Genomic DNA, 24,860 nt, shown 5'->3' on the forward strand with positions numbered 1-24,860 from the left:
TGGTAATATGACCCTATGGCGTGGGACACAGAGCGAACCAAAGGGCTGCTGCTCGAAGCAGCAACGTCCGAGTTTTGCGCGCGTGGACTGGCCGGTGCACGCATTGACCGCATTGCGGCAGAGGCGGGCGTCAACAAGGAGCGGATCTACCAATACTTCGGCAACAAGAATGCGCTTTTCGACGCCGTAATCGTCACCGCGCTGAGCTCACTCATGGATGAAGTTCCCATCGAGGGCAGCGGTCCCGAAGCAATGGCAGACTACGCCGGCCGGCTCTTCGACCACCACCAGAAGGATGCCACGGCACCACGCCTCCTGTTTTGGGAAGGGCTCGAACGGGGCGCGGAGGTTGTCGGACTGCCCAAGCGGATGGCCAACTGCGCCTCCAAGGTCAATAGCACTATCGCCGCCCTCCCTGGCATTTCCAAGGAAGACGCCGGGGACCTCCTCATCACCATCGTAAGTTTGTGCGACGCCGCACCCGTGCTCCCTGCGCTCGACGGACTCATGGCCGGGGACTATCCGGGCAGGGCCGAAAGGCGACGCGCCGCCGTCGTACGCACCGTTTACCTGGCCGCCGCAGCGCTGGCCGCCGAAGCGCGGGAAGCCACTCCCGCCTAGCGCAAGCACCTGCTGGAAGCGCCGGCGTGACAGCTTTGACAGGAAAAGTGACTCACTTGTGAAGTTCCCCCTAGCCAAGAGGGGGCGCCATGAATCATGCTTGCTGCATGTACTCAACGACGAGCCCATACCGCATCATCACGGTCTGCACTGGAAACATCTGCCGCTCGCCCATGGCAGCGCTCATGCTTACCGAAGCCTTCGAAGCGGAAGGGCTCGGCCGGCTTGTAGTGGTGGACTCCGCGGGCACTACAGGGTACGAGGTTGGACACCCCATAGACCCCCGTGCCGCACGCGTCCTGACCGCACAGCACCTCACGTCGGAGGACCACGTTGCCCGTGAGTGGCGGCGGGAATGGTACGCCGAACGTGACCTGATCCTCGCACTGGACGTTGACCATTTCGGCTGGCTCCAGGAAGGCGCGCCGGATCACTCCTCACTCGAAAAAGTTCGGATGCTCCGCAGCTTCGATCCACACATGGCAGGCCGCAGCTCCCTGGACCTGGGCATCGAAGACCCTTGGTACGGCGGGCACGCGGACTTCGATAACACGTGGACGCTCATCAAGGCCGCCATCCCCGGGATCGTGCAGTATGTCAAGGCAGCCATCAGCTCCGCGCAGTCCACGGCAGGCCAGGACCACCAGCAGGTAACCTCTATGACATGACCCCTGCACCTGTGATCATCGCTGTTGACGGCAGGTCCGGCGCAGGAAAAACCACGCTGGCCGTTGAACTGGCGGCCCGGTTGCGGCAGCACCACAAGGTTTCGCTGTTCCATCTCGAGGACATCTACCCGGGCTGGAACGGTCTCATGCCGGGCATCGAGCGGTACGTCGGCACGGTCCTGAAGCCGCTGAGTGAGGGCCAGGCGGCAGAATGGACCAGTTGGGATTGGGAGAAGCATTACGACGGCGGCCTGAACGTCACGCTGCCCGCCGAGATAGTCATTGTGGAAGGCGTAGGAGCGGCAGCGGATGCGGCCCGTCCCATGCTGGATGCCGTGGTGTGGGTGGAATCCCCCGGTGACGATCGCCGTCGTCGCGCTTTGACCCGTGACGGAAGCACCTACGAACCTTACTGGGACAGCTGGGCAGCCCAAGAGGACGAGTGGCTTTCAGCCGATGCAGTGATCGGCTCCGCCGACGTTCGCGTGCAGAACCTTGCGAACGGCAGCGCACCGGATGATGTCCTGCGTGCCCTCATGTACCTGCCTCCGGTTGCTGCCATTTTGTCGCCGGAACTCAGCGCCCGCCGAGGACTGCAATTGCGCTCCGAGCGCCTCGAGGCGACGCCCGACGCAGCGCTTCTCTTCGCTTCCCTGTACGGCAAGTCCACGAACGCGGTGTGGTTGGATTCTTCCAATGCCTCCGCGGTCGCCGGCCGTTCCCAAGCGGCCGCGCGCAGCCGCTTCAGCATCTTGGCTGACGACGGCGGCACCTTCGGCCAGTCGGTGCTTCACCGGTCCGGGACTACCCAAGTGACCGCCGGTTCCGCCACCGTGAGCACCTCCGGGCCGTTCTTCCGCTGGCTCGATTCTGTCTGGGGCCGCCGCGCCGTCCGCGCACCCCGCGGTTACGACGGCCAGTTCACGCTTGGCTGGCTCGGCTACCTCGGCTACGAACTCAAGCGCGAAACCGGCGGCAATGACGTTCCCTCCGACACCCCGGACGCGGCCCTGCTCTTTGCCGGTCGGGCTGTGGTGCTGGACCATCGCGAACAAACTGTCTGGCTGCTTGCCTTGGACGCTCCCGACGCCGAGGAATGGTTCCGGGAGGCCCGCGCCGCCGTCGAGGCTGCTGTCGCCGCTCTTGACGTCGCCGTTTCTGTGTCAGCCGGCACGGTTCCCGAATTCGTCAGCCGCGACTCTGCCACGGATTACAAGCGCAAGATCGCTGACTCCCAGCACGAAATCAGCGAAGGTAACTCCTACGAGATCTGCCTGACCACTACGTTGGAAGCCCCAGCCGGCGACTTGGATCCTTGGGCGGGTTACCTCAGCCTTCGACGCCGAAACCCGGCACCGTTCGCCAGTTACCTTCGGTTCGGCGAACTGGTGGTCGCGAGTACGTCGCCCGAGCGATTCCTCCGCATATTGTCCGACGGCGGCATGCGTGCGGAGCCGATCAAGGGGACACGCGGCCGGTCCTCCGACCCCTCCGAGGACGCTGCTTTGCGGCACGATCTTGAGACGTCGCTGAAGGACCGTGCGGAGAACATCATGATCGTGGACCTGCTGCGCAACGACCTCAGCCATTTTGCCATCCCGGGTTCGGTGACCGTCAGCCGGCTGTGCGCGATCGAGAGCTACGCAACGGTCCACCAAATGGTGAGCACCATAGACGCGCACCTTCGTCCGGGGGCTCCGCGGGCGGAAGCCTTGGCAGCAGCCTTCCCGGCCGGGTCCATGACAGGTGCGCCGAAGATCAGCACCATGGACATCCTCGACCAACTCGAATCCGGGCCTCGGGGCATCTACTCCGGCGCCATCGGCTACTTCTCCTTGAACGCGGCCACGGACCTTGCCGTGGTGATTCGCACTCTGGTGGTCAATCCCGATAGCGCTGGCGGGCGAACCCTGTCACTCGGCGTGGGTGGAGCTATCACCGCGGATTCCGTTGCGGACGATGAGTACGAGGAAATCCGGACCAAGGCATTCGGCGTGCTGTCCACGCTTGGCGCTGAATTCCCGGGCTGAGCCGCTAGTCCACAGTTGGGGACTACTGGAGCGTCGCAGTCAATCTGGCTACGTTATCCACATACTTCGCCAGCGGGGGTCTATCCATCCAGTCTTCCAACATAAGCTCCCGGGACACCTCGCGATAAGTGGACTCCACAGCCCGCATGAGGTTCACGGTTTCGGCGCCGAGGAGCATCACCGAGACCTCCATGTTCAGGGAGAAGGAGCGCATGTCCATATTGCTGGAACCAAGAACGGCCACTTCGTCGTCGATGGTGAAGTGCTTGGCGTGGAGGACATACGGCGCCCGGTACAAATAGATGCGAACCCCTGCATCCAAGAGGGCTTCGTAGTAGGAACGCTGGGCGTGGTGAACCAGGAACTGGTCCCCCTTTTCTGACACGAAAAGCTCCACGGCGACACCTCGCTGCGCTGCTGTGGTGATCGCATACAGCAGGGAATCGTCAGGGACAAAGTAGGGGCTGCAGATGGAGATCGTGTGCTGCGCCGAATAGATCAGGGTGTTGAACAAGCGGAGGTTGTTTTCAGTGGCGAAACCTGGGCCACTCGGCACTACCTGGGCTGTTACGCGACCAGGCGGAGGCTGTGTTGGCAGCCGCAGTTGGTCTTCCAGGGACTCGTCGGTTTCGCTGAGCCAGTCCGTCGCGAAGACGACATTCAAGGTAGCGACGATCGGTCCCTCAAGCCGGGACATAAGCTCAACCCATTTGCGTCCCACCTTGTGGTGCTTTGGGTTGTTGTAGGAAGGTTCGATCAAGTTCTGAGAGCCGGTGAAAGCGACCAGTCCGTCGATCACCATGATCTTGCGGTGGTTCCTCAGGTCCGGGCGCCGCCACTGACCGTGAATGGGCAAAAGCGGTAGCATCCGCTTCCACTGGATCTTGCTTGCCTTCAGTCTTCGGATCAGGCGGCGGTATCCCTTTACCCGAAGCGTTCCAATGTGGTCGAAAAGGAGCCTCACCGTGACACCGCGCTCGGTCGCCTTCTCCAGCTCAGTCAGAAGCTCATCGGTGACGGAATCGCTGCTCATGATGTAGAACTCCGCGTTGACGTAGTCCTTCGCGCTCCGAACCGCCTCGGCCATGGCTTTGATCGACTCCTCGTAACCGGGAATCAGTTCAACCTTGTTGCCGTCCACCATTGGCAGCGAACCAAGACGGTGGTTCAGCTCACCCGCCGACTTCACCCATTCCGGGCCTGAATAGACACTCACTGGATCTGCAAGGTCGGAAGTGACGGCACGCACGCGCCGATTCACTTCTTCCTGCTGTTCACGCCGGCGCTTGGACAGTTTGAAATTGCCAAAAAGGAGGAAGAGGACGAACCCTACGGATGGGATGAGGAACACAGCCAAAAGCCAGGCCATGGCCGTGGTGGGACGCCGGTTGCCGGGAATGATGCCCAAAAGGACGATGCGCATGATCACTTCCGCGATGGCCCACGCGCCTAACAACCAGGTCCACTCCTGGCCAAACGGAAAAGGAAAGAGCACCTGCAAACCCCCACGGTCCAAGAACAACAGTGACCACAGCCTATCCGGCAAAGTCGTGCGCCACGGCCCCGCACTAAGCTGGGACCATGACTTCACCTGCTCCCACGGTCCTGGTTTTCCTGGACCCCGCCTTCGAAAACGGACGCATTGCCGATTCAAGCCAGCCACAGCTCATGGCTACCGACCTTGGCGCGACCCGCGGCGACGGAGTGTTCGAATCACTCCTCGCTGTTCAGGGACGACCCCGCAAAGTCCAAGCCCACCTGAACCGGCTGAGCAGTTCCGCCGCAGCCTTGGACCTGGTACTTCCGGAGCAGGATGCCTGGCGCAAGGCGATCGATACCGCCATCAACGAGTTCCGCGATGTCCACCCGGCTCCCACGCCGGAGGAGGACGAGGTTGTGGTCAAGCTGATCGTGACCCGCGGTGTCGAAGGTGCAGCCAGCCCCACATGCTGGGTGCAGGCTTCGCCCTCACCTGCGGGCAGTCGCCGACAACGCGAGACGGGCATCGACGTCGTACTTTTGGACCGTGGCTTCGACACCGAAGCGGGCGAACGGGCGCCGTGGCTGTTGCTGGGTGCCAAGACGCTCTCTTATGCAGTAAACATGGCTGCGCTGCGCTTCGCGCATAAGCAGGGCGCAGATGATGCCATCTTCACCTCCACGGATGGCCGCGTGCTGGAGGGCCCAACCTCCACTGTTTTGCTGGCTCACCTTGAAACAGTCGACGACGGCGAAGGTTCCGTGAAGACCATACGCCGCCTCATCACGCCGCAGCATGACAGCGGAATCCTGCCCGGCACCTCGCAGGGCGCACTGTTCGCAGCGGCAAAAGCTGCCGGCTGGGAGCTCGGCTATGGGCCGCTTGTGCCGCAGGACCTGTTTGATGCCGACGCCGTATGGCTTATCTCCAGCATCCGTTTAATTGCCCCTGTGAACCACATCAACGGCAAGGAAATCGGCACACCGTCTGTTCGGAAGCAGCTCACAGCCGAGCTCAATGAGCTGTTCGCAGGCATCGAGTAAATCGCTGGGCTTCCAAGGCTTTTCGCTGATGAAGCCCCGCTAGAACCTAGCAGGTCACAAGTAGAGTAATTGCTCGCATGACTCAATGATTAGAAACTCTTGGGCTCGACCATGAGCGCCCAGTGCGTTCAATCACGTTTCTTATCCTCCTTGAAATGATCATTCGTCATGTGATGAATCTTGTTCTCGTGTTAGTTGGATCACGTCCCGCTAGTACAACTACTTCAGACTTTGCTGGCTAACTTCCCGGAGGGAATATGGGACTCAGCTCCCCCACAGAAGCCGAAGCATCGGCAACCGAGGCACAGTCCCAGACTGGCGCCTCACAGACAGGACTTCGCCGGTCCATGGAGGCCCGGCACCTGGTGATGATCGCCATGGGTGGCGTCATCGGCTCTGGCCTGTTCGTTAGTTCCGGATACACCATCTCCACCGCCGGCCCCTTGGGCGCCGTGATTGCCTTCCTCATTGGCGCCGTGGTGGTCTACCTGGTGATGGCATGCCTCGGGGAGCTCGCTGTTGCGTTCCCCGTCTCAGGTGCCTTCCACATTTATGCCGCCCGCACCATCGGCCCGGCTACTGGCTTTGCCACGGCCTGGTTGTACTGGCTCTGCTGGGCTGTGGCTCTAGGTTCCGAGTTCACCGCAGCGGGCTTACTCATGCAACGCTGGTTCCCGGGCGTCGACGTCTGGATCTGGTGCTTCGTCTTCGCCACGGTCCTGTTCACCCTCAATGCCATTTCATCGCGCGTCTTTGGCGAATCGGAGTTCTGGTTCGCGCTGATCAAGGTTGCCGCCGTCGTCGGCCTGATCATTCTGGGCGGAGCCGCATTGGCTGGCTTCCACCCTCTGGCCGCTGGCGAGTATCCGTCCTTTGGCGAGAACTTCAGCACGCCGGACGGCCTCTTCCCGAACGGATTCACCGGCGTCTTCGTCACGTGCCTGGCGGTCTTCTACGCTTTCTCGGGCTCCGAGCTGATCGGCGTTGCCGCTGGAGAAACCGCAAACCCCGGGGCGAACATCCCCAAGGCAATGCGGACCACCGTCATACGACTCATGATCTTCTTTGTTGGTGCGATCGTGGTCATCGCCGCCACCATTCCCTACGAACAAGTCAGCGTGGACGAGAGCCCGTTTGTCACCGTCTTCTCCATGCTCGGCATCCCATACGCCGCGGACATCATGAACTTCGTGATCATCACGGCACTGCTTTCCGCGGGCAACTGCGGGCTTTTCTCCTGTGCACGCATGCTTTTCTCGCTGGCCGACGAAGGCCACGCCCCCAAGGCCTTCCGTAAACTGACCAAGCGCGGGATCCCCATGGTGGCCCTCTGCGTCAGTATGCTGGGTGGCCTGGCTTCGCTGATCAGCAGCGTTGTTGCCCCGGCCACTGTCTACTTGGTGCTCGTTTCCGTGGCCGGTTTCGCGACCGTTGGCGTTTGGATGTCCATCGTCGCTTCACACTTCATCTACCGCCGGACGTTCATCAAGAACGGTGGAGACCTCAGCACGCTTCCGTACAAGGCTCCGTTGTTTCCGCTGGTACCGATCCTCGCGTTCGCGCTCTGCCTGGTATCGCTGATCGGCATCGCGTTCGACCCCAACCAAGTAGCTGCACTCTTGTTCGGCGTTCCGTTCGTGGGTGCCTGCTACGCCATCTTCTACTTCAAGTACGGGCGACGCCGGTCGCTCAAGAAGGCTGTGGACGCTTAGGACCTTCTGGTCCCCGGCTTCCTGACCTTCTTTGGAAGTCAATCAGCCCTTGGGCAACCGCCTCCGGTTGCCCAAAGGCTGATTCAATGACAAAGGGGGTCACGACCCCACGCCTCGTGCCGCCACCACCCACATTGAATCCTGGATGGCTCCGACACGCCCGCCAAGCGGTGTGTCACGGCCCTGTTGGACGCCAAAGTAGGTGGTGGCGGCACGCCCTGGTTGGATCCTCCGAGAACTTACGACGGCGGCCCCCGCCTTGCCTGCCCGCGCTGACCTTCGCGGTCTCCTGACCTTCTTTGGAAGTCAATCAGCCCTTGGGCAACCGCCTCCGGTTGCCCAAAGGCTGATTCAATGACAAAGGGGGTCACGACCCCACGCCTCGTGCCGCCACCACCCACATTGAATCCAGGTTGGCTCCGACACGCCCGCCAAGGGGTGTGTCACAGCCCTGTTGGACGCCAAAGTAGGTGGTGGCAACACACTCGGCTAGCGATGGGATCTATTTCTTGGCTGCGCGTACCGGGTGCTCGCTCAAGATAGACAGACGGTTGAAGGCGTTGATCCCTATTGCCGCCATGCAGAGGACGCTGATCTGCTCGTCACTGTAGTGCTGACGTGCCTGTTCAAAAAGCTCGGGGCTGGGCCTCGACGAGCTCATACGGGTGGTCTGCTCAGCCATCTCCATCGCCACCACCTCAGCGGGTTCAAACAGCTGAACTTCCTTGTAAACGGCCACGAGGGACAGCCGCTGTTCCGTCTCGCCGTATTTGAGGGCGCGCCGGTGATGAAGGTCAAGGCAAAAGGCGCAGCCGTTGATCTGCGAGCACAAGTAGTTGATGAGCTCAAGGGTGCGGCGCGGGATGCCAAGCCGGTCAGCTTCGTCCACGAGCTGCTGGGAATAGTGGCTTAGGGTCGCGTAAAGATCCGGCTGCTGCTTGTCCAGATAGCCGGCTAGACGTGGTTTTGTTTCCTGTTCAGGCATGGTTGGAGCCTAACGCAACGGGGGTTCCTGTCCCCGCTTCAGCTCCTGAATGCGGAGGCGAAGGAAGATGATCGCCAGCGCCAGGGCATAGATCACCAAAGCTGCAACGCCCACTGTCACCAAGACGTAGAGAATGCCAAAAGCTGAAAACAAAGAAGGCCCCCCAATTACCGGCCCGGCCGGTGCCGACCAGGGTTTCAGATGCTAGCAGCCCCTATGCCAAACCCGAGGGACGTGAGAGAGGGCCCACCCCAAACCCGAGGGACGTGAGAGAGGGCTTACTCGCGGGCGTCGCGGGCGCCTGGGGTGTCGGCAGCGAGCCGTATGCCGTGCTCCGCCAGCCACACCGGGTTGAAGGCCTTGCTCAAGTAGTTCGTGCCGGCGTCGGGCGCTATGGCCACCACCACCGAACCGTGAGGTGCTGCTCGAGCCACCCGCACAGCCGCGGCAACAGCGAGCCCGGAAGACGGACCCAGCGCGAGTCCTTCTTCATCCAGAAGCCTGTGGACGGTGGTGTAAACCTCGTCGTTGGGGATCCGCAGGAAACGGTCCACGATGGCGCGGTCGAAAGCCTTAGGCCATTCAGCTTCGGGCCAGGAGTTGCCCACGCCGTCCACCAGGATCTCGCCGGGATGGCCACCGCTGTAGGCGGAGCCGTAGGGGTCGGCACCAACAACTTCCACGTGCCCGCCGGGTCGTGAGGCAGCCACGCGTTCCTTCAAGAACCGGCCGTTCCCGCTGATGGTCCCGCCGGTGCCTATCCCCGCTACGAAGTGGGTCACCAGGCCACCTGTCTGTTCCCAGATCTCGGGCCCGGTGGTTTCATAGTGCGCGGCCGGATTGGCAGGGTTGTCGAACTGCATGGGCCGCCACGCGCCGGGCGTCTCGGCGGTAATCCGCGCTGCCACGGCGCGTGCGTTCTCCGGCGATTCCGACGGCGCGTTCCAGTCCGTGAGGATCACTCGGGCGCCGTAGTTGTGCAGCGCGGCAAGCTTCTCCTCGGAGATCGTGTCGCCCGTAACCACCACCACCGGGTGTCCGGTCAGGTGTCCGATGAGGGCGAGCCCGATCCCGGTGTTGCCCGACGTGCTTTCCACAATCGTGGCGCCCGGTTGCAGCTCGCCAGACCTTTCCGCCGCCCGAACCATACTCAGCGCGGTGCGGTCCTTGATGGAGCCACCAGGGTTCTCGGACTCGAGCTTGATGTGGATGGTGCTGCCCAGGCCGTGACCCAGTGATTCCAGCTTCACCAGCGGGGTGTTGCCCACTTTGTCCAGGACTGAGGCGTCCAGCCCGTCCGGAATCGAGACAGCCGCGTGCACACCATGTTTGCGGATCGCTGTACTCACCACGGTTCCTCCCCTGTCTCCAAAAATTCCCTGGCTACGGCATCCCGCAACTCCAGACGCGCCCGCGCCACCAAGTCAGGAGCCGACGGCCGGTCGGCAAGCACATCGGCCAGTCTTCCCACGACGGCGCCCGTCCCCGTTCCGAGCGGCTGCGCGGCTCCCGCTTCAAGCAGCAGGTACGACGCCGTCAACGCCTCGATAACCAAGAGCTTTTCGGCAGCCTCCAAAGACTTTTCGAGCTGCTGCAGGGCAAGCGGGGCAAGCGTCGAATGGTCCTCGACGTCGGCAGAAAGCGTCGGCGCCCCGAGCGTCGCCGGTGCGGCGAGGAACTTGAGTTCGGCCAACAGTCCAGCGGCCGAGTACCAGAGCAGCCCGGGAAGTTCTTCTTGGGCCAGACCTTCCCCGGAGGATGCCGCCTGCAGGTGGCGGGCCCGGATAGCCCGTTGTGGTGGATACAACTTGGCGATGCGGCGTTCACTGGAAATCCCAACGTGGGCCAAAGCCAGCCGCAGGCCCTCGAAGGCGAGAGTCAGTTGCATCGGTTGGAAGTTCCCGCCGGACACCATCTGCCCGGAGTCGAGATCGACCAGGGGATTATCGCCGCGGCCGTTTAGCTCCACTTCCAACGCAGTACCGAGCTGCGTCACCAGGGATCGAAATGCCCCGTGCGTCTGGGGCGCGGCCCGGAACGATAACGCATCCTGCACCGAAACTTCGGGACGAACATCCTCCAGCCACCCACCGCTCAGAAGGCGGCGAACAGCGGCAGCCGACTCCCGCTGCCCGTCCACCGCCTTGGCCGCCTGGATTGCCAGCGAGAACGGGCTGAGGTTCCCGCCGCCGTCGTACCTTGCGATCGTCTCCAGTGAGAGGGAAAGTGCGACGTCGGCCAGTTCGGCCAGGTGCCGCAACCGCACCAAGGCGAGGGTTCCTACACCCACCGAGTACGCATTGGCACTGACCAGGGCCAGGGCCTCACCCGGCGCGAGAACAAGTGGCTGGAGACCGGCGTCGGCGAGCGCTTTGGCGCCGGGGATCAGCGTGCCATCCGCGTCGAACGCTTCGCCCTCGCCCAAGGCAACGGCGGCGACGGCGGCAAGTTGGGTCAGGTCTGACGAGCCCACTGAGCCTTCCCGGGGGATGGCGGGGAAGACTCCGCGGTTGAGCAATTCGGCGTAGAAGACTGCTGTTTCGGGTCGCACGCCGGAACCACCGCGGCTGAAACCGATAAGCCTGGCAAGGATGACGGCACGGGCAGCAGCTCGGTCAAGATACGTGCCCACACCGCTGTTGTGATACCTGACCACCTGCACCTGATACGCCAGGAGCGACTTCTCCTCCACAGCCGTATCCCGGCCTGACCCTAGCAGTGTGTTGAGCCCGTACACACGCTTCCCGGAGGTCGCGGTGAGCTCCACTAGTTCCCTCGACTTACGCATCAAAGTCAGCGCTTCCTGGTTGAGTTCCACGTCAAACGAGGGATCTTCGGCGGCCAGCGCCATGTCCGATGCCAGCACCGGAGCCGCACCGATCAGGAAGGTTCGCGGTTCAGCCGACACCATCAGAAGTCCAAGAGATTTTGCCGGAAACCACCGTTGCCGTAGCTCTTCCTCAACAGGCCACGCCGCCGCAGTTCAGGGGTGAGCTTGTCCAGGACACCGTGCACGGTCACAGGGTCCACGAAGCCGGAGAAGAGGAAACCGTCGCCACCCACTTCAGACCCTGTCGACTCCAGGTAGTCGGCGATTTCGCCAACCGTACCAATGATGGAATCACCCGCTCCTCCGCTGCGGGCCTGCAGGATCTGTCTCAGTGTGGAGCCCGGAGGGGCCGCCTTGGCGAAATGCTCCAGCGTCCCTTGGTTGCTGTTGGTGCTCAATTCGGGCAGCGGAGCGTCGAGGTCGAACTGTTTGAAGTCGATCACTGAAAGGTAGGAGATGGAGTTGAGTTGGCTGTCGATGTCGCGTTGGGTGAGTTCACGCCTCTGTGCCCGCAACTCCTCTGCTTCTGCCGTGGAACCAACAATGGTGGGCTTCAGGACGAAAAGAACCTTGACGTCGTCGGGATTGCGGCCTGCTTTTGCAGCTTCCGCGCGGATGGAATCCCGGTAGGACTTCATCCCGTCAACGCCGCGTGCCAAGGCAATGGCCACGTCGGCATGCCCACCTGCGAAGGCCTTACCGCGCGGCGACGCACCAGCTTGCACCAGAACGGGTTCTTCCGGCAAAGGCGCAGTGTTCAGCGGACCCCTGACCTTGAAGAATTCGCCTTCGTGGTTAATGGGGTGCACCTTGCTGTGGTCCGCGAACACCCCCGCCTCAACGTCCTCAAGCACGGCGCCGGGTTCCCAACTCCGCCAGAGCCGCCTGACGACGTCGACGAATTCCTCCGCTTTCTCGTAACGGAGGTCGTGTTCGATCTGCTGGTCCAGCCCATAATTCTGCGCGGCGAGGTCGCTGCCGGACGTGACTACGTTCCAGCCGAGCTGCCCTTCTGAGAAGTGTTGCAGCGTGGCCAGGAGCCGGGCGGCAGTGAAGGGCGGGTAGAAGGAAGCGCTGACCGTCGGGACGATCCCTAAATGCTCAGTGGCCGAGAGAAGGTACGGGACCAGCGCCAGCGGATCATGCTTCGGAGCGAACGACGCGTGCGCCAGGGAGACCTCGGCCGTGCCGCCGTAAGTATCCGGGACGGTGAGGGAATCCTCGATGATGAACAGGTCCAACCCGGATTGCTCAAAGGCCCGGACAGCCTCCTGGTACAGGGCGGGTTTCTTCCAGTCATAGCCCAGGCTGTAGCCGGGAGTCCCCCAGCCCTGGACACCAAAACCGTGTCCCACGAACCATCCAAAGTGCAGCATGGGCTTGAGTGTAGAACTGCTCTGTCCGTTCACCGCGACCTGATTTCATGCGAAGTTACAGGGGGTCGTACTGCGTCAATTATGCTCCCGGGGCGTCACATTTGGGCGGGCCTCATGAAGGTTTGGATTTCCACATACGACGACCGCCTTGTTCCGCAAACAGCATGGGTCAGGAATGATCGCTGTATGAGTTCACCCGCCCGTTCTTCCCCCAAGTCTTCCGCCAAGGACCGGCTTTCGGGCGTCTGGGCGCTCAAGGGCTACAAACGCGAATGGCTCCGGCACGACGTCGTGGCAGGTGCTGCCCTCTTCGCCCTGCTGGTACCCGCCGGTATGGCCTATGCGCAGGCGGCCGGCCTTCCACCGGTCACCGGTCTCTATGCCACTGTGGTCCCGCTGCTGGTTTATGCGATCGTCGGGCCTTCCCGCATCCTGGTCCTCGGCCCCGATTCTTCCCTCGCCCCCATGATTGCCGCGGCAATCGTGCCGCTGGCAGCGGGTAGCAGCGAAAAGTCGGTAGCGCTCGCCGGACTCCTGGCCGTGTTAATTGGGGTGATCATGCTGGCCGGGTCGGCCCTCAAACTCGGGACCATCACAGGACTGCTCTCCAAACCCATCAGGCTCGGATACCTGAACGGGATCGCTTTGCTGGTGGCCCTTTCGCAGCTGCCGGCATTCCTGGGGATAGAGGCCGACGGCGACATCTGGCAAAAGCTTGCGAAGGTCACCACCGGGGTGCTGGGCGGCGAGGTCAACATCACCGCGCTGCTGCTGGGCGTGGGTTCGCTGGCGCTGATCTGGATTCCCCGGCTGCTGAAGTGGAAAGTGCCGGGTGTGCTGCTGGCGGTGGTCGGCTCGTGCGTCGCAACGGCCGTTTGGAGCCTCAACGACGACGTCAAGGTCACCGGAGTCCTGCCGCAGGGCCTCCCGATGCCCGCGCTCGGCGGCATTGGCTGGGCGGACGCACTCACGCTGCTTCCCGCTGCGGCAGGGATCGCCCTCATGGCCTTCGCGGACACCGGCGTCCTGTCCCAAACATTGGCAGCCAAGGAAGGCAAGAAGGTTTCCGGCAACAGGGAAATGGCAGCACTTGGGGCAGCCAATGCTGCCACGGGCCTGCTGGGCGGATTCCCCATCTCCGGCAGTACATCGAGGACCCCTGTGGCTGTGGACGCTGGTGCCAAGTCCCAGATGACCGGCGTGGTGGGTTCGGTACTGGTGCTTGCTTTCATGCTGCTGGCTCCAGGGGTGACCGAGTACCTTCCGTCCGCCACCTTGGCCGCCGTCGTGATTGCCGCAGCGATAGCCCTGGCGGACCCGGCCGGCGTCCGGCGCCTGTTGAGCCTGAGCCGGAGCGAATCCGTGGTGATGTTGGCTGCATTCCTGGGCGTCCTTACAGTGGGTGTGCTCCAGGGAATCGTGGTGGCCATAGCATTGGCGCTCTTGGACTTCGTGCGGCGGGCCTGGGATCCATACCGAACAGAACTCGGTGCCGAAGAAGGGCTCCCTGGGTACCACGATCTTGAACGACACCCCAACGGCGCACGCATCCCCGGGCTCCTGATCCTCCGTTTCGATGCACCGCTGTTCTTCGGCAACGGGCAGGTTCTTGCAAGCTTTGTCCGGGAACAACTGGACGAAGCTTCGGATAATATCTCCCACGTCATCCTGGCGGCGGAACCCATCACAGGCATCGACACCACGGCCCTGGACGACCTCGTCACGCTGGATGAATGGTTGGCCCGTCACGGCGTGGATCTGGTGTTCGCCGAACTCAAAGGTCCTGTGAAGGACAAGCTGATCCGCCTCGGAACGGCAGCCCGTTTCACGCCGGACCACTTCTTTCCTACAGTCGGCGCCGCCGTCCGCACGCTCAGGGACGAAGAGTGAAACGGCCGCCGATTACGCAACATGACGGCCGCCCCACCACTCGCAAGTGCGGCCGGATGCCCGTGGATGTTACGTTTTTCTTGAGTAATGAGTACCAGCGCAAAGCCCTGACTTGCTGGTCGGCAACCCTCTCTCCGGCGGGGTGCCTCAGGTGACTACTCGGCGTATCGACAATTCGTACTGCAAGCGTGACTGAGGAGCACCAGCTATGCCTGAACCCACTGAAGAAAAACTCTCCTACCGCCTGGTGACAGGCCCGGACACCCGCGACTTCTGCGAGCGCATCCACAATGCCCTCGCCGAAGGTTACGTCCTCCACGGGAGCCCGGCAGCTACGTTCAACGGCACGGACGTCATCGTTGCCCAAGCCGTTGTCCTGCCGACCGCGATCGCCACAGCGGATGCCGCAGTGGCCAATGCCGTTGACCAGTTGGAGAACTACGACGACGAAGAAGCGTTCGAGGGCCACGCATGAGCTACGCAGGTGACCTGACCCCGCACGACGCGTGGGCCAAACTTCAAGACGGTGCCATCCTGGTTGACGTCCGGACCGAGGGCGAATGGGCCCACATTGGAATCCCTGACACCAAAGCTACCGAGAACGACCCCCTGTTCATCCAGTGGAACTTGGCCGGCGGAATTCCGAACTCCCGCTTTATTGAAGACCTTCAGCAACAGGCTCCCGAGGACGACGGCGTTGAGCTCGTTTTCCTATGCCGTTCCGGGCAACGCTCCATCTCGGCGGCCATCGCCGCAACCCAGGCCGGCTTCACTGCCTACAACGTCCTGGAGGGCTTCGAAGGCGAACCGGACCGCTACGGTGAGCGCACCGTCAATGGTTGGAAGAACCGTGGCCTGCCGACGAATCTGGGGACCGAGTAAGTGACTTTTAATCCCGACGCCGCCGGCTGGAGCCCTGACACCCAGGCCGTCCGCGGTGGCCTTGACCGCACCAATTTCCAGGAAACGTCCGAACCCGTTTTCCTGAACTCCGGTTTCGTCTACGAATCCGCTGCCGCCGCCGAACGTGCCTTCACCGGCGAGGACGAACGATTCGTCTACTCCCGTTACGGCAACCCGTCCGTGGCCACGTTCCAGGAGCGGCTGCGGCTGCTCGAAGGAACCGAGGCGTGCTTCGCGACGGCGTCCGGCATGTCTGCAGTCTTCACCGCCCTGGGTGCCTTGCTGGCTGCCGGTGACCGTGTGGTTGCTGCCCGCTCGCTGTTCGGCTCCTGCTTCGTGATCCTCAACGAGATCCTTCCCCGGTGGGGCGTGGAGACGGTCTTTGTTGACGGACCCGACCTTGAGCAGTGGCGCGAAGCCCTGTCCGAGCCCACCACTGCGGTGTTCTTCGAGTCACCGTCCAACCCCATGCAGGAGATCGTCGATATCGCTGCCGTCAGCGAACTGGCCCATGCCGCCGGGGCGACTGTCGTCGTCGACAATGTCTTTGCCACTCCCCTGCTGCAACGCTGTGGTGAGCTGGGTGCAGACGTGATCGTGTACTCCGGGACCAAGCACATTGATGGCCAGGGACGAGTCCTTGGCGGCGCGATCCTAGGCACCAAGGAATTCATCGATGGTCCGGTCAAGCAGCTCATGCGGCACACTGGCCCGTCGCTTTCGGCGTTCAATGCCTGGGTGCTGACCAAGGGCTTGGAGACTATGGGACTGCGAGTGAATCACAGCTCGGCTTCTGCTCTGAAGATCGCAGAGTGGCTCGAGCAGCAACCCGCCATCAGCTGGGTCAAGTACCCGCTGTTGAAGTCCCACCCTCAGTACGAGCTCGCTGCGAAGCAGATGAAGGCCGGCGGTACTGTGCTGACGGTCGAGCTGCTTCCTTCGGCCGGGCGTACAGCCAAAGACGCTGCGTTTGCCTTGCTCGATGGCCTCCGTGTCATCGATATCTCCAACAACCTTGGCGATTCCAAGTCCCTCATCACGCACCCGGCAACCACCACCCACCGGGCCATGGGGCCTGAGGGCCGTGCGGCCATCGGGCTCTCCGATGGTGTGGTTCGCCTGTCTGTCGGGCTTGAAGACGTGGACGACCTCATCCTGGATCTGGAGAAGGCACTCAAACAGGTCTAACCTTGCTGCCATGAGCGGGAACCATCCCTATCGCCGTGCCGGATCCGTGATCGTTGCCGGCACGGCGGTGTGGTTCGTCGGGATTTCGCCGGTCTCACGTGTCTACATCACCCCCGATGACGCCGAACGCCTCCGCATGCTGCAAGCCGGCCAGCGCGGCTGGATCACAGGTCAGCACATTACCGCGGCCGGGACCGTCGCAGTGCCCATAGGATTCGCGGCGTTCGCCCGTGCCATTCCAGCTATGGGAGCTCCGCGCACGAGGGCGAAGAAGTGGGCCTACGCCGCTGCGGCCGCGCTGCTGGCCGGTGCACCGTTCTTCGTCTCCAGCGTTGCCCGGCGGGCTTCCGACATTGAAGGGTTCGCCTACCGCCGCGGTTCCAGCGCTCCGTTCCTGTTGTATTCCGGGCTGCATGTTGTGGCGTTGGCTGCGCTCGGCGGGAGCCTTCTTTCTTTACCTGCCAAACGGTGGATCGGGGTCACGGCTGCGGCCGCCGCACCCATCTACGGAGCCGTCCTTCTGGCCAAGAAGGACATCCCACCGCTCTTTTTCTACCTCGTGGAGGGGACCGTCGGCGCCTACCTGATGGCCTGGGAAGAGCCGGCAGCCGACAAGCCTAGGGCCGCCTGACCCGGGTCAGCATGGGCGAGGGTTCCTTATGGGCATCGGCGGCAGTGCCGCGCACCGTCACCTTCGCAGCATGTGCGACGACGGCGGCCAGGGCTTCGTTGGTGGGCGGACTTCCCGTCTGGGTTTGCCCTTCGCGCTGCCTTTTGTTGTAGCGTTCGGCGGCTTCCAGTTGTTCGTGGGCACCATTGCCCCGCGCCAGTAAGTCCGAAATCCCGGCTTTGACGAGTTCCAACTCGTTTTGGTCGTCCAGGACCGGGCTCAGGTAATCAACCAATGCCCACACGACGTCCGCCGCTGGCTGAGGTAGGAAGTCACCGAAGTCCAGGAGATCTCCGCGCAGACCCGAATTGCTGGCCTGCCAACTCGCCATCCGCAGGAGTGCCGTGGGCACCGCGGTGGGTTCCACGCCGTCGAGCATTTCCAAGGAGGCCGTCTCCACCAAAGCCCGCACCAGCACCGCCATGAGGGCCGCGTCCTCAGCGCGGAGGCAGACGTCGGCCACGCGGACCTCAACAGTGGGGTGGTTCCTGGAGATGCGGGCGTCAAAGTAGATCATGCCTTCATCCATGATCACGCCCGTTTCCAGGAGGCGCTTCACGATGCGTCGATAAGCAGTAAGGGAGCCAAAGACGGAGGAAGGGCCGGACGTCGGCCAGCGATTCCAAGCCTGTGTGCGGTAGCTGTCGAAACCAGTGGGAAGCCCCCGCCAGTAAGGCGAGTTGGCGGTTAGGGCTGTCAGGACGGCCAGTTTGTCCCGGATGTGGTCCAGTACCACCACGCCTTCCTCGGGCGACTCCACTGATGTGTGCACGTGGAATCCGCACGTCAGCTGCTCCGTGGCAATGATGCCGAAGCGATCCAGCATCGCGGCATACCGGGGGTCCGGAGTGGTGTGAGTATTCGAGGCCAAGGGAGACGTGGCGATTGCGGCAACCCGCGCTCCATGCTGCCGTGCGGCCTCGTTGGCCATGGCCCGGCCACGGCGGATCTGTTGCAGGAGCTCGCCGTAACTATGGCATGGGCGGGTCTGTGTCTCGATCTGCTCCAGTTTGAGCTCGTGGCTGAGGCCCGTGGCAGTGCGGGGTTCAGCGTGGCCCGCAAGGAGTGCGTCCGCGAGGGCCAGGGGCTCGCCCGTCACAGGATCGACGATGAGCAGCTCTTCCTCAACCCCGAAAGTGCGCATGCTCCATTCTGCGTCAGGAGGGCTGGTGAGGACAGGGCTTGTGCTTCCGGGACTTTTCGCACCCGTTCCCGCCATTCGCACCAGAGTTACTTGGAGCATATGGCGGGAACGGGCGCGCCGAAAAGGAAGAAAGGGTGCGCGGCCGGCCAGCAGGCCCTAGTCCTGGAAGTACTCGATCTTCGCACCGATCGTGTTCAGGCGCTCGGCGAGGTCCTCATAGCCGCGCTCGATCACGTAAATGTTGCGAAGCTCGGAGGTTCCCCGGGCCGCCAACATTGCCAGAAGGAGGCAGGCCGCAGGTCGCAGGGCCGGCGGGCAGCCGATTTCAGCGGCACGCCACTTGGTAGGCCCATTGACGTAGATCCGGTGCGGATCCAAAAGCTGCACTTGGGCGCCCAGCTTGTTGAGCTCCGTCAAGTAGATTGCACGGTTCTCGTAGACCCAGTCGTGGATCATGGTCTGCCCCTCGGCATTGCCTGCAATCACCGCAAAGAACGGCAGGTTGTCGATGTTCAGGCCCGGGAACGGCATCGGGTGGATCTTGTCCTGCGGCGCGCGGAGCTCCGAGGGCTTGGTAGTCACGTCCACCAGCCGGGTACGCCCGTTGCGAGCCATGTACTCGCCGGAGATTTCGAGGTTCTGGCCCATCTGCTCCAGGGTGGCAAGCTCGATTTCCATGAACTCGATGGGAACCCGTCGGATGGTGACCTCGGAGTTGGTCACGATGCCTGCGGTGATGAGGCTCATTGCCTCGATGGGGTCTTCAGACGGGAAGTACTCAATGTCTACATCAATGGCTGAGCGTCCGGTGATCTTCAGTGTGGTGGTTCCGACGCCGTCGATGTCCACGCCCAGGCCCTGCAAATAGAAGCAGAGGTCCTGCACCATGTAATTGGGGCTGGCGTTCCGAATGATGGTGGTGCCCTCACGGTGGGCGGCCGCCATGATGGCATTCTCCGTCACGGTGTCGCCGCGTTCGGTCAGAACGAAGGAACGGTGGAGTTCGTCACCGGGAGGTGCGGTCACGGAGTAGAAACCGGACTTCGCTTCCACCTCGAGGCCGAACTGGCGAAGCGCCTGCATGTGCGGTTCCACAGTGCGCGTACCCAAATCGCAGCCACCGGCGTAGGGCAGCAGGTATTCGCTGGTTTCGTCCAGAAGCGGACCGAGCAGCATGATGACGCTGCGTGTGCGTCGGGCTGCGTCAACGTCCATGGATTCAAGATCCAGGACCTCGGGGCGGCGGAGACGGAGGTCGCTTCCGTTGAGCCACGTGCATTCCACACCGATGGACGTCAATACCTCGACGATCCTGTTGACTTCCTCAATCCGTGCCAGCCGGCGCAGAGTGGTGGTTCCGCGGTTGATCAGGCTGGCACACAAGAGGGCGACACCGGCATTCTTACTGCTGTTGACGTCCACTTCGCCGGATAGGGTCCTGCCACCCTCCACGCGGAGGTGGGTCATCTGCGGCTTGCCCACTTTGACGATGGAGCGCCCAAAAATGGCTTCAAGGCGTTCGATCATCCGGAGGCTGAGATTCTGTTTGCCCTGTTCCATCCGGGCGATTGCGCTCTGGCTGGTTCCCAGCTCAGTAGCCAGCTGCCCTTGCGTCCAGCCTTTTTCACCCCGGGCGTCGCGGAGCAGGAGGCCTACATTCTCGGCGGTAGGTTGCGTCATACCCAAAAAAATATCACAAATGAGCTAGAAGTGAAGAGCAAAACAACGAATCAGCGGCATACATCACACCGTACCCGTTCTGTGCGATATAAAGCACGACGACGGCGGCTTACTTCTCGTGAACGCTTTCCCTCAGTTTCATCAAGGGCAGAGCTCCCCATTGTGCCCTAACGAGGGTTAGCGAAGGATGTACGGGAAAGCTCAGGGGGAAATATGCCTTTCTACGGCGCCGACGTCGATCAACTCAAAGCACTATCCAAAGCGCTCGCCAGCGGAGCATCGCTGCTTACTAGCCGCGCCCGGGAGCTCGACTCCTTGATCGCCCAGGGCGGTTACTGGCAGGGGCAGGATGCCAAGCGTTTCGCTTCCGACTGGCAGGGCCACCTACGCCCCCTGCTTGAAAGGACCTCGCGCGGGATAGAAGAAGCGTCCAAGTCCGTGCTCACCAATGCCGACGAGCAGGCGGGCGCGTCCACCGAGGGCGCCGGCGGCAGCTCAGGCAGCTCCAGCAACCCGGGTACCGACGCAACAACGAAGACAGCGGCTGCCACGGACCCCACCCAGCCCACGCCAGAAGAAATCCTGGACCAGTACCAAGTCAGCGACGCCGAAACCACCAACTGGCCCGGCGACTGGGATCCGCTGCGGTTCGTGGTGGACCAGAAGGTGGTGACCGAGAAGGAAGCGGAACTCCTGAATGGCCTGGGCCCCTTTGAGCTGAACGCTTTCAAGGGCATCCACGACGACGCCTTCAGTGTTGCCGACGAGCGCTTCCCCAGCGAAGATCGCAACGACGACCAGAACGATGCCTTCCGCCACGCTTATTGGAATGCCCTCATGGTGAAGGAGTTCGGCGCGGACTGGGCAGAGGATTACGCTACGGCTCACGAACAGCTCCCCGGGAATCCGGCTCCCCGCGAGGCCATGGATCTGTATAACAATGAAGTTGGGCGCAACGTGGCCATCGCCAATCCGGACGCCAGTGCTGAGGAGCTTGCAGACTTGATCGAGGACGCGGTCAACAACGGAGACACCGTGGTGGTGGGACCTGACCTATTGCCGCACCCTTCAAACGAGGTCCCCGCTGACCAGACGGGTGATGCAGGCAATGCCGAGCCCGCCCCTGGCGAGGATCCGGAGTTCAACGACGAGTCCAGGACGACATCGTGACTCTTCCATGCACCAACAACTTACGACGCCGCCCCAAGACTGCAGCGCTCCGCGTCACCGTTACCACCTTGCTCACCTTTGTCCTGGCCTGTGCCTTGGCATCCTGTTCCCTCGGAGGATCCGTCATGCCCGAAACGAACGATCACCTCAACGATCAAGTCCTGGAGTCCGCCAAGAACGGCACATCGCTCAAGCTGGCCGACGCCACGGACTTCGACTGGGACCAAGCAGGTTTTGTCACGTCGGGAACCCCGGCCAAGGACATTGAGGAGGCTTTTGGCGAACCCCTCACCAAGGAGAGCCGCTATACCGCTTCACCGGCACTCTTTGTCTTCCTGAAAGACGGCAAGGTGACTAAAGCGGTCCGCATTGTCCCGGACGCATTCTCCGGGGCTGACGCCAGGAAGAAGTACGGCCGCGACGTTGTGCTCACTCCGCCGGAGGGGAAGAAGGGCTTCCTCAACTGGCGCGAGTAACCCGCGAAGAAGAACTAGACCCGCCAGTACCCGAGCGCATCAATCCGGTGCTTGTCCACTCCGAGTTCTTTCCGCAGGTGCTTGACGATTGCCCGCGTGCTTGAGGCTTCGCATGCGATCCAGAAGAAGTCTTCGCTAACGGAAACAGTGTCCGCTGTGAGTGCGCCGCAGACTTCCTCCACCAAAGCGGCGCCGTCGCGTTTGCGCGGAATCCAGGTGACGACGTCGGAATCGGAGGTACGCACCTCAAGCGAGGGGTCGGCGTCGTGCTGGTATTCCAGCCAAGCGGTCACTGGAGCCGCGCCCGCAGCAACGCGCTGGCGCTCGTCCAGCAGCGAGTTGACTGCCGGGATGGACGCAGGGTCCCCCACCAAAAAGATCCGGCGCGGAGCGGGATGCGGGAAGGTGAAGGAACTGCCTTGGACAGTGGCGTCGATGGTGTCGCCGGGCTGCACGGAACGGGCCCAATCAGCCGCGACGCCGTCGTGCATCGCGAAGTCCATGCTGAACGTACCATCCGCGGGGGAGGCGTTGACCAACGTGTAGGCGCGCTGGTGAGCCTTGCCGGAATCGTTGAACCAGAGCCGGATCCACATGGTGGGATGCTGGCCGCTGCGCTCCAGTAGTCCGCCGTCACGCACGTGCACGCGGAGGAAGTCCGGGGTGATCTCGTCCCGGCCCGTGACCTCCAGGGTGAAGTCCTTGGCGCCCATGACTTTGAGGACGACGCCTTCCCAATTGCGCTTCAAGCAACACTCCTTCACGAATGTCCACGATTTGTGAACGGGGCCAAAGCCATTTATCTTGAGCTAAAGTAAGCCTAACCTAAGCTCGAAAGTGGCCAGAGATTATGACGCCTGCCCCCACGCACCAACCCGCCCCGGCAGGCGGCCCCGGAACGTACCGCGATGAGTGGGGAATCCCGCACTTGTGGGCGGATTCCGCCGATGAACTCGCCTTTCTCCAGGGTATGAATGCGGCCACGGACCGCTCGTGGCAGATCGAGCTGGAACGGTGGCGCTCGGAGGGCCGCGCAGCTGAGGTATTGGGTGCAGACGTGGTGGTCTGGGACCGGTTCGCCCGGCAGGCCCGGCTGGATGACACCGCGCGTCGCTGCTTTGAGAACCTCGACGCCGCCACTCAGCGCTGGTGCGGACAATACGTGGCGGGCATCAACCATGCCCTGTCAGACGGCCGACGCGGAGGGCCCGAGTTCGAAGAATCCGGCAGCATCCCCGAGCCGTGGAATCCGTGGACCCCGCTCGGCGTCTTCCTGGTCCATCACATCCTGTTTTCCACCTTCCCCAACAAACTGTTCCGGGCCCACGTCGCGCGGACACTCGGCGACGACGCCGTGAGCTTGTTCAGCATCGAAGCACCGGTTTGGTCAGGCAGCAACGTTTGGGCAGCGCATGGATCGACGACGGCCAGTGGGCTTCCCTTGATTGCCGGCGACCCCCACCGCCTCATGGAGCTGCCCGGCGTCTACCAGCAAATACGGCTCGCCTGCCCGGAGTTCGATGCGATCGGATTCGCGTTCCCGGGTGTTCCCGGCCTCCCCCATTTTGCCCATACGGGCAGCACCGCTTGGGCCATCACCAACGCCATGGCCGACTACCAGGATCTTTTCATCGAGGAGTTGCGCCGGGTCAGCGACTTCACGGGTGAGCGCATCGAGGCGCGCGGAGCGGAAGGCTGGGAACCCGCCGTCGTGAGTTCCGAAACCATCCGCGTCCGCGACGGTGAGGCTGTGTCCGTTGAGATTATCGAGACCGATCGGGGTCCGGTCATCTCGGAAACGCCCGACGGCGGCGCCCTCAGTTTGCGCTTCCCGGCCAGGGTTCAGGGGCGGCTGGGGTTCGAGGCCCTCCTGCCGTTGCTACGGAGCCAAAGCGTCTCCGAGGTGGAGGCTGCCTTCGATGCCTGGGTTGAGCCCGTCAACAGTGTGGTGGCCGCCGACGTTCACGGGTCTGTGAGGCACTTCGTTGCCGGGCTGGTCCCGCAGCGCAATCCGGCCAACCGGCGCCTGCCCGCACCGGCCTTCTCCGCCCGTCATGAGTGGGAGGGCCAGTACGTGATCCTGCCTCGCACCGAGGTCCAGCAGTTTGCCGTGAGCGCGAATGACCGCGCGGCAGGAGGCGGTGACCAAGTGGCCATGGAGTTTGCACCTGTGCATCGTGCCCGGCGCATCCGGGAATTGCTGGAACTGGCTCCCGGGCCTCTGTCCGTAGACAATATGCAGGCCATCCACACGGACACGCTACTGGGTCCGTGGCCGTTGTTCCGTTCGATGCTCTCCGGCCTGGACGTCCAGGATCTCTCCAAGGAGGCGAAGGATTTGCGGGTCCTCCTGTTGGACTGGGATGGCCTCATGGAGGCCGGCAGCCATCGCGCCGCCGTTTTCGCTGCGTGGCGTGGTGCGCTGATCCAGCGCCTGGCGCGGCATTCCGCGCTTGCGCCCTTGAATGAGCCCACAGGTTACTCACCATTGTTCGGGCCGTGGTTGTCAGTGGCGTCGCGTGTCGGTTTTGCCCTTGAGACCCTGCTGGTCCGTGGCTCCGAGCTTGGCATCAGCGTCGGAGTGGAAGCTGCCGCGGCGCTCGAAGACGCCGCGTTGGAGGAATCCATGCTGAATGGTGCTGCCTGGGGCGACCGGCACAAGCTCCTGCCGGTGCATGTCCTTCCTGGCCCGCTCGCAACGTCGGCACCCACTGCCGACCTCAGTGGAGATACCGGGTGTGTACTGTGCACCGAGAGCCTCCCCGGCGTCGATGACCGTAGCTTCCGCGGGCCCGTGGCCCGCTACGTGTGGGACCTGGCCGATCGGCAGAACAGCCGCTGGATCGTGCCATTCGGCGCCTCCGGCGTGCCTGGTCACAAGCACTTCGCCGACCAGCTCCCGCTCTGGACAGCCGGGGAACTCGCCCCGGTGGTCACTGATTGGTCGCTTCTGACCAACGACACGCCCTGACTCATTCCTGTTCCCGCATCAGT

22 protein-coding genes and 1 riboswitch are annotated in these 24,860 nt (G+C 62.7%); of the genes, 13 read left to right on the forward strand and 9 right to left on the reverse strand.

The window, feature by feature from the left end; translation table 11 throughout:
* Window positions 1–15 precede the first annotated feature (15 nt).
* The 3 genes from AC6CH8_RS17515 (at window position 16) to pabB (ending at window position 3,319) form a co-directional block, all read left to right on the forward strand.
* Window positions 16–621 carry a TetR/AcrR family transcriptional regulator gene (locus AC6CH8_RS17515; protein WP_091469900.1) on the forward strand — a complete coding sequence of 202 codons (606 nt, stop codon included), beginning with the start codon at window positions 16–18 and terminating at the stop codon, window positions 619–621.
* 107 nt (window positions 622–728) lie between these two features.
* Window positions 729–1,289 (forward strand): low molecular weight protein-tyrosine-phosphatase, encoded by a 561-nt coding sequence (locus AC6CH8_RS17520; RefSeq protein WP_498191658.1) that lies wholly within the window; start codon window positions 729–731, stop codon window positions 1,287–1,289.
* Complete coding sequence (gene pabB / locus AC6CH8_RS17525) at window positions 1,286–3,319, forward strand: aminodeoxychorismate synthase component I (protein WP_498191660.1); 2,034 nt, start codon at window positions 1,286–1,288, stop codon at window positions 3,317–3,319. Before AC6CH8_RS17520 ends, pabB begins: the two co-directional genes overlap by 4 nt.
* 22 nt (window positions 3,320–3,341) lie before the next feature.
* Here the strand turns inward: pabB and cls are convergent, their stop codons facing one another.
* Window positions 3,342–4,742, reverse strand: coding sequence for a cardiolipin synthase (cls, locus tag AC6CH8_RS17530; protein ID WP_243836856.1), 1,401 nt, complete (start codon window positions 4,740–4,742; stop codon window positions 3,342–3,344).
* 158 nt (window positions 4,743–4,900) lie between these two features.
* Between cls and AC6CH8_RS17535 the strand changes: the two genes are divergently transcribed.
* A complete protein-coding gene (locus AC6CH8_RS17535; protein WP_179017757.1) occupies window positions 4,901–5,842 on the forward strand; it encodes an aminodeoxychorismate lyase in 942 nt (313 codons plus the stop codon).
* 257 nt (window positions 5,843–6,099) lie between these two features.
* Entirely contained in the window at window positions 6,100–7,554 is a 1,455-nt protein-coding gene (locus AC6CH8_RS17540) for an amino acid permease (RefSeq protein ID WP_498191661.1), read from the forward strand.
* Window positions 7,555–8,056: 502 nt separating this feature from the next.
* On the opposite strand, the gene AC6CH8_RS17545 is transcribed toward AC6CH8_RS17540, so the two are convergent.
* The 5 genes from AC6CH8_RS17545 to AC6CH8_RS17565 form a co-directional block, all read right to left on the reverse strand.
* Window positions 8,057–8,539 (reverse strand): carboxymuconolactone decarboxylase family protein, encoded by a 483-nt coding sequence (locus tag AC6CH8_RS17545; protein WP_498191662.1) that lies wholly within the window; start codon window positions 8,537–8,539, stop codon window positions 8,057–8,059.
* A 9-nt stretch (window positions 8,540–8,548) separates the two neighbouring features.
* Entirely contained in the window at window positions 8,549–8,692 is a 144-nt protein-coding gene (locus tag AC6CH8_RS17550; RefSeq protein WP_498191663.1) for a hypothetical protein, read from the reverse strand.
* A gap of 125 nt (window positions 8,693–8,817) precedes the next feature.
* Window positions 8,818–9,891, reverse strand: a complete 1,074-nt coding sequence (locus AC6CH8_RS17555; RefSeq protein WP_498191664.1) for a PLP-dependent cysteine synthase family protein — start codon at window positions 9,889–9,891, stop codon at window positions 8,818–8,820.
* Window positions 9,885–11,450, reverse strand: coding sequence for an aromatic amino acid ammonia-lyase (locus AC6CH8_RS17560; RefSeq protein ID WP_498191665.1), 1,566 nt, complete (start codon window positions 11,448–11,450; stop codon window positions 9,885–9,887). Before AC6CH8_RS17560 ends, AC6CH8_RS17555 begins: the two co-directional genes overlap by 7 nt.
* Window positions 11,450–12,778 (reverse strand): NtaA/DmoA family FMN-dependent monooxygenase, encoded by a 1,329-nt coding sequence (locus tag AC6CH8_RS17565; protein ID WP_498191666.1) that lies wholly within the window; start codon window positions 12,776–12,778, stop codon window positions 11,450–11,452. The genes AC6CH8_RS17560 and AC6CH8_RS17565 overlap by 1 nt, the downstream gene beginning before the upstream one ends.
* Window positions 12,779–12,931: 153 nt before the next feature.
* Here AC6CH8_RS17565 and AC6CH8_RS17570 point away from each other — a divergent pair, with 153 nt between their 5' ends.
* The 5 genes from AC6CH8_RS17570 (at window position 12,932) to AC6CH8_RS17590 (ending at window position 17,357) form a co-directional block, all read left to right on the forward strand.
* Window positions 12,932–14,635 carry a SulP family inorganic anion transporter gene (locus AC6CH8_RS17570; protein ID WP_498191667.1) on the forward strand — a complete coding sequence of 568 codons (1,704 nt, stop codon included), beginning with the start codon at window positions 12,932–12,934 and terminating at the stop codon, window positions 14,633–14,635.
* An 83-nt stretch (window positions 14,636–14,718) separates the two neighbouring features.
* Window positions 14,719–14,830: riboswitch (SAM riboswitch) on the forward strand.
* 13 nt (window positions 14,831–14,843) lie between these two features.
* On the forward strand, window positions 14,844–15,110 hold the full coding sequence (locus AC6CH8_RS17575; RefSeq protein WP_054808796.1) for a DUF1737 domain-containing protein: 267 nt from the start codon (window positions 14,844–14,846) through the stop codon (window positions 15,108–15,110).
* Entirely contained in the window at window positions 15,107–15,517 is a 411-nt protein-coding gene (locus AC6CH8_RS17580) for a rhodanese-like domain-containing protein (RefSeq protein ID WP_091469876.1), read from the forward strand. The genes AC6CH8_RS17575 and AC6CH8_RS17580 overlap by 4 nt, the downstream gene beginning before the upstream one ends.
* Window positions 15,518–16,726: an O-succinylhomoserine sulfhydrylase gene (locus AC6CH8_RS17585; protein WP_498191668.1), complete on the forward strand. Its 1,209-nt coding sequence runs from the start codon at window positions 15,518–15,520 to the stop codon at window positions 16,724–16,726.
* Window positions 16,727–16,736: 10 nt separating this feature from the next.
* Window positions 16,737–17,357 carry a hypothetical protein gene (locus tag AC6CH8_RS17590; protein WP_420179172.1) on the forward strand — a complete coding sequence of 207 codons (621 nt, stop codon included), beginning with the start codon at window positions 16,737–16,739 and terminating at the stop codon, window positions 17,355–17,357.
* Here the strand turns inward: AC6CH8_RS17590 and AC6CH8_RS17595 are convergent.
* Together AC6CH8_RS17595 and AC6CH8_RS17600 are read right to left on the reverse strand one after the other, a co-directional pair.
* Window positions 17,344–18,540 (reverse strand): glutamate--cysteine ligase 2, encoded by a 1,197-nt coding sequence (locus AC6CH8_RS17595; protein ID WP_498191669.1) that lies wholly within the window; start codon window positions 18,538–18,540, stop codon window positions 17,344–17,346. The genes AC6CH8_RS17590 and AC6CH8_RS17595 overlap by 14 nt on opposite strands.
* A 156-nt stretch (window positions 18,541–18,696) precedes the next feature.
* Window positions 18,697–20,220: a UDP-N-acetylglucosamine 1-carboxyvinyltransferase gene (locus tag AC6CH8_RS17600; RefSeq protein WP_091469865.1), complete on the reverse strand. Its 1,524-nt coding sequence runs from the start codon at window positions 20,218–20,220 to the stop codon at window positions 18,697–18,699.
* Between the two features lie 213 nt (window positions 20,221–20,433).
* On the opposite strand from AC6CH8_RS17600, the gene AC6CH8_RS17605 reads away from it, so the two are divergent.
* Window positions 20,434–21,390, forward strand: a complete 957-nt coding sequence (locus AC6CH8_RS17605; RefSeq protein ID WP_498191671.1) for a WXG100 family type VII secretion target — start codon at window positions 20,434–20,436, stop codon at window positions 21,388–21,390.
* Window positions 21,387–21,866, forward strand: coding sequence for a hypothetical protein (locus AC6CH8_RS17610; protein ID WP_420179175.1), 480 nt, complete (start codon window positions 21,387–21,389; stop codon window positions 21,864–21,866). The genes AC6CH8_RS17605 and AC6CH8_RS17610 overlap by 4 nt, the downstream gene beginning before the upstream one ends.
* Window positions 21,867–21,880: 14 nt before the next feature.
* On the opposite strand, the gene AC6CH8_RS17615 is transcribed toward AC6CH8_RS17610, so the two are convergent.
* Window positions 21,881–22,615 carry a siderophore-interacting protein gene (locus AC6CH8_RS17615; protein ID WP_498191672.1) on the reverse strand — a complete coding sequence of 245 codons (735 nt, stop codon included), beginning with the start codon at window positions 22,613–22,615 and terminating at the stop codon, window positions 21,881–21,883.
* Between the two features lie 101 nt (window positions 22,616–22,716).
* On the opposite strand from AC6CH8_RS17615, the gene AC6CH8_RS17620 reads away from it, so the two are divergent.
* Entirely contained in the window at window positions 22,717–24,837 is a 2,121-nt protein-coding gene (locus AC6CH8_RS17620; RefSeq protein ID WP_498191673.1) for a penicillin acylase family protein, read from the forward strand.
* Window positions 24,838–24,860 lie beyond the last annotated feature (23 nt).

Source organism: Paenarthrobacter sp. GQ52, from assembly GCF_059759005.1.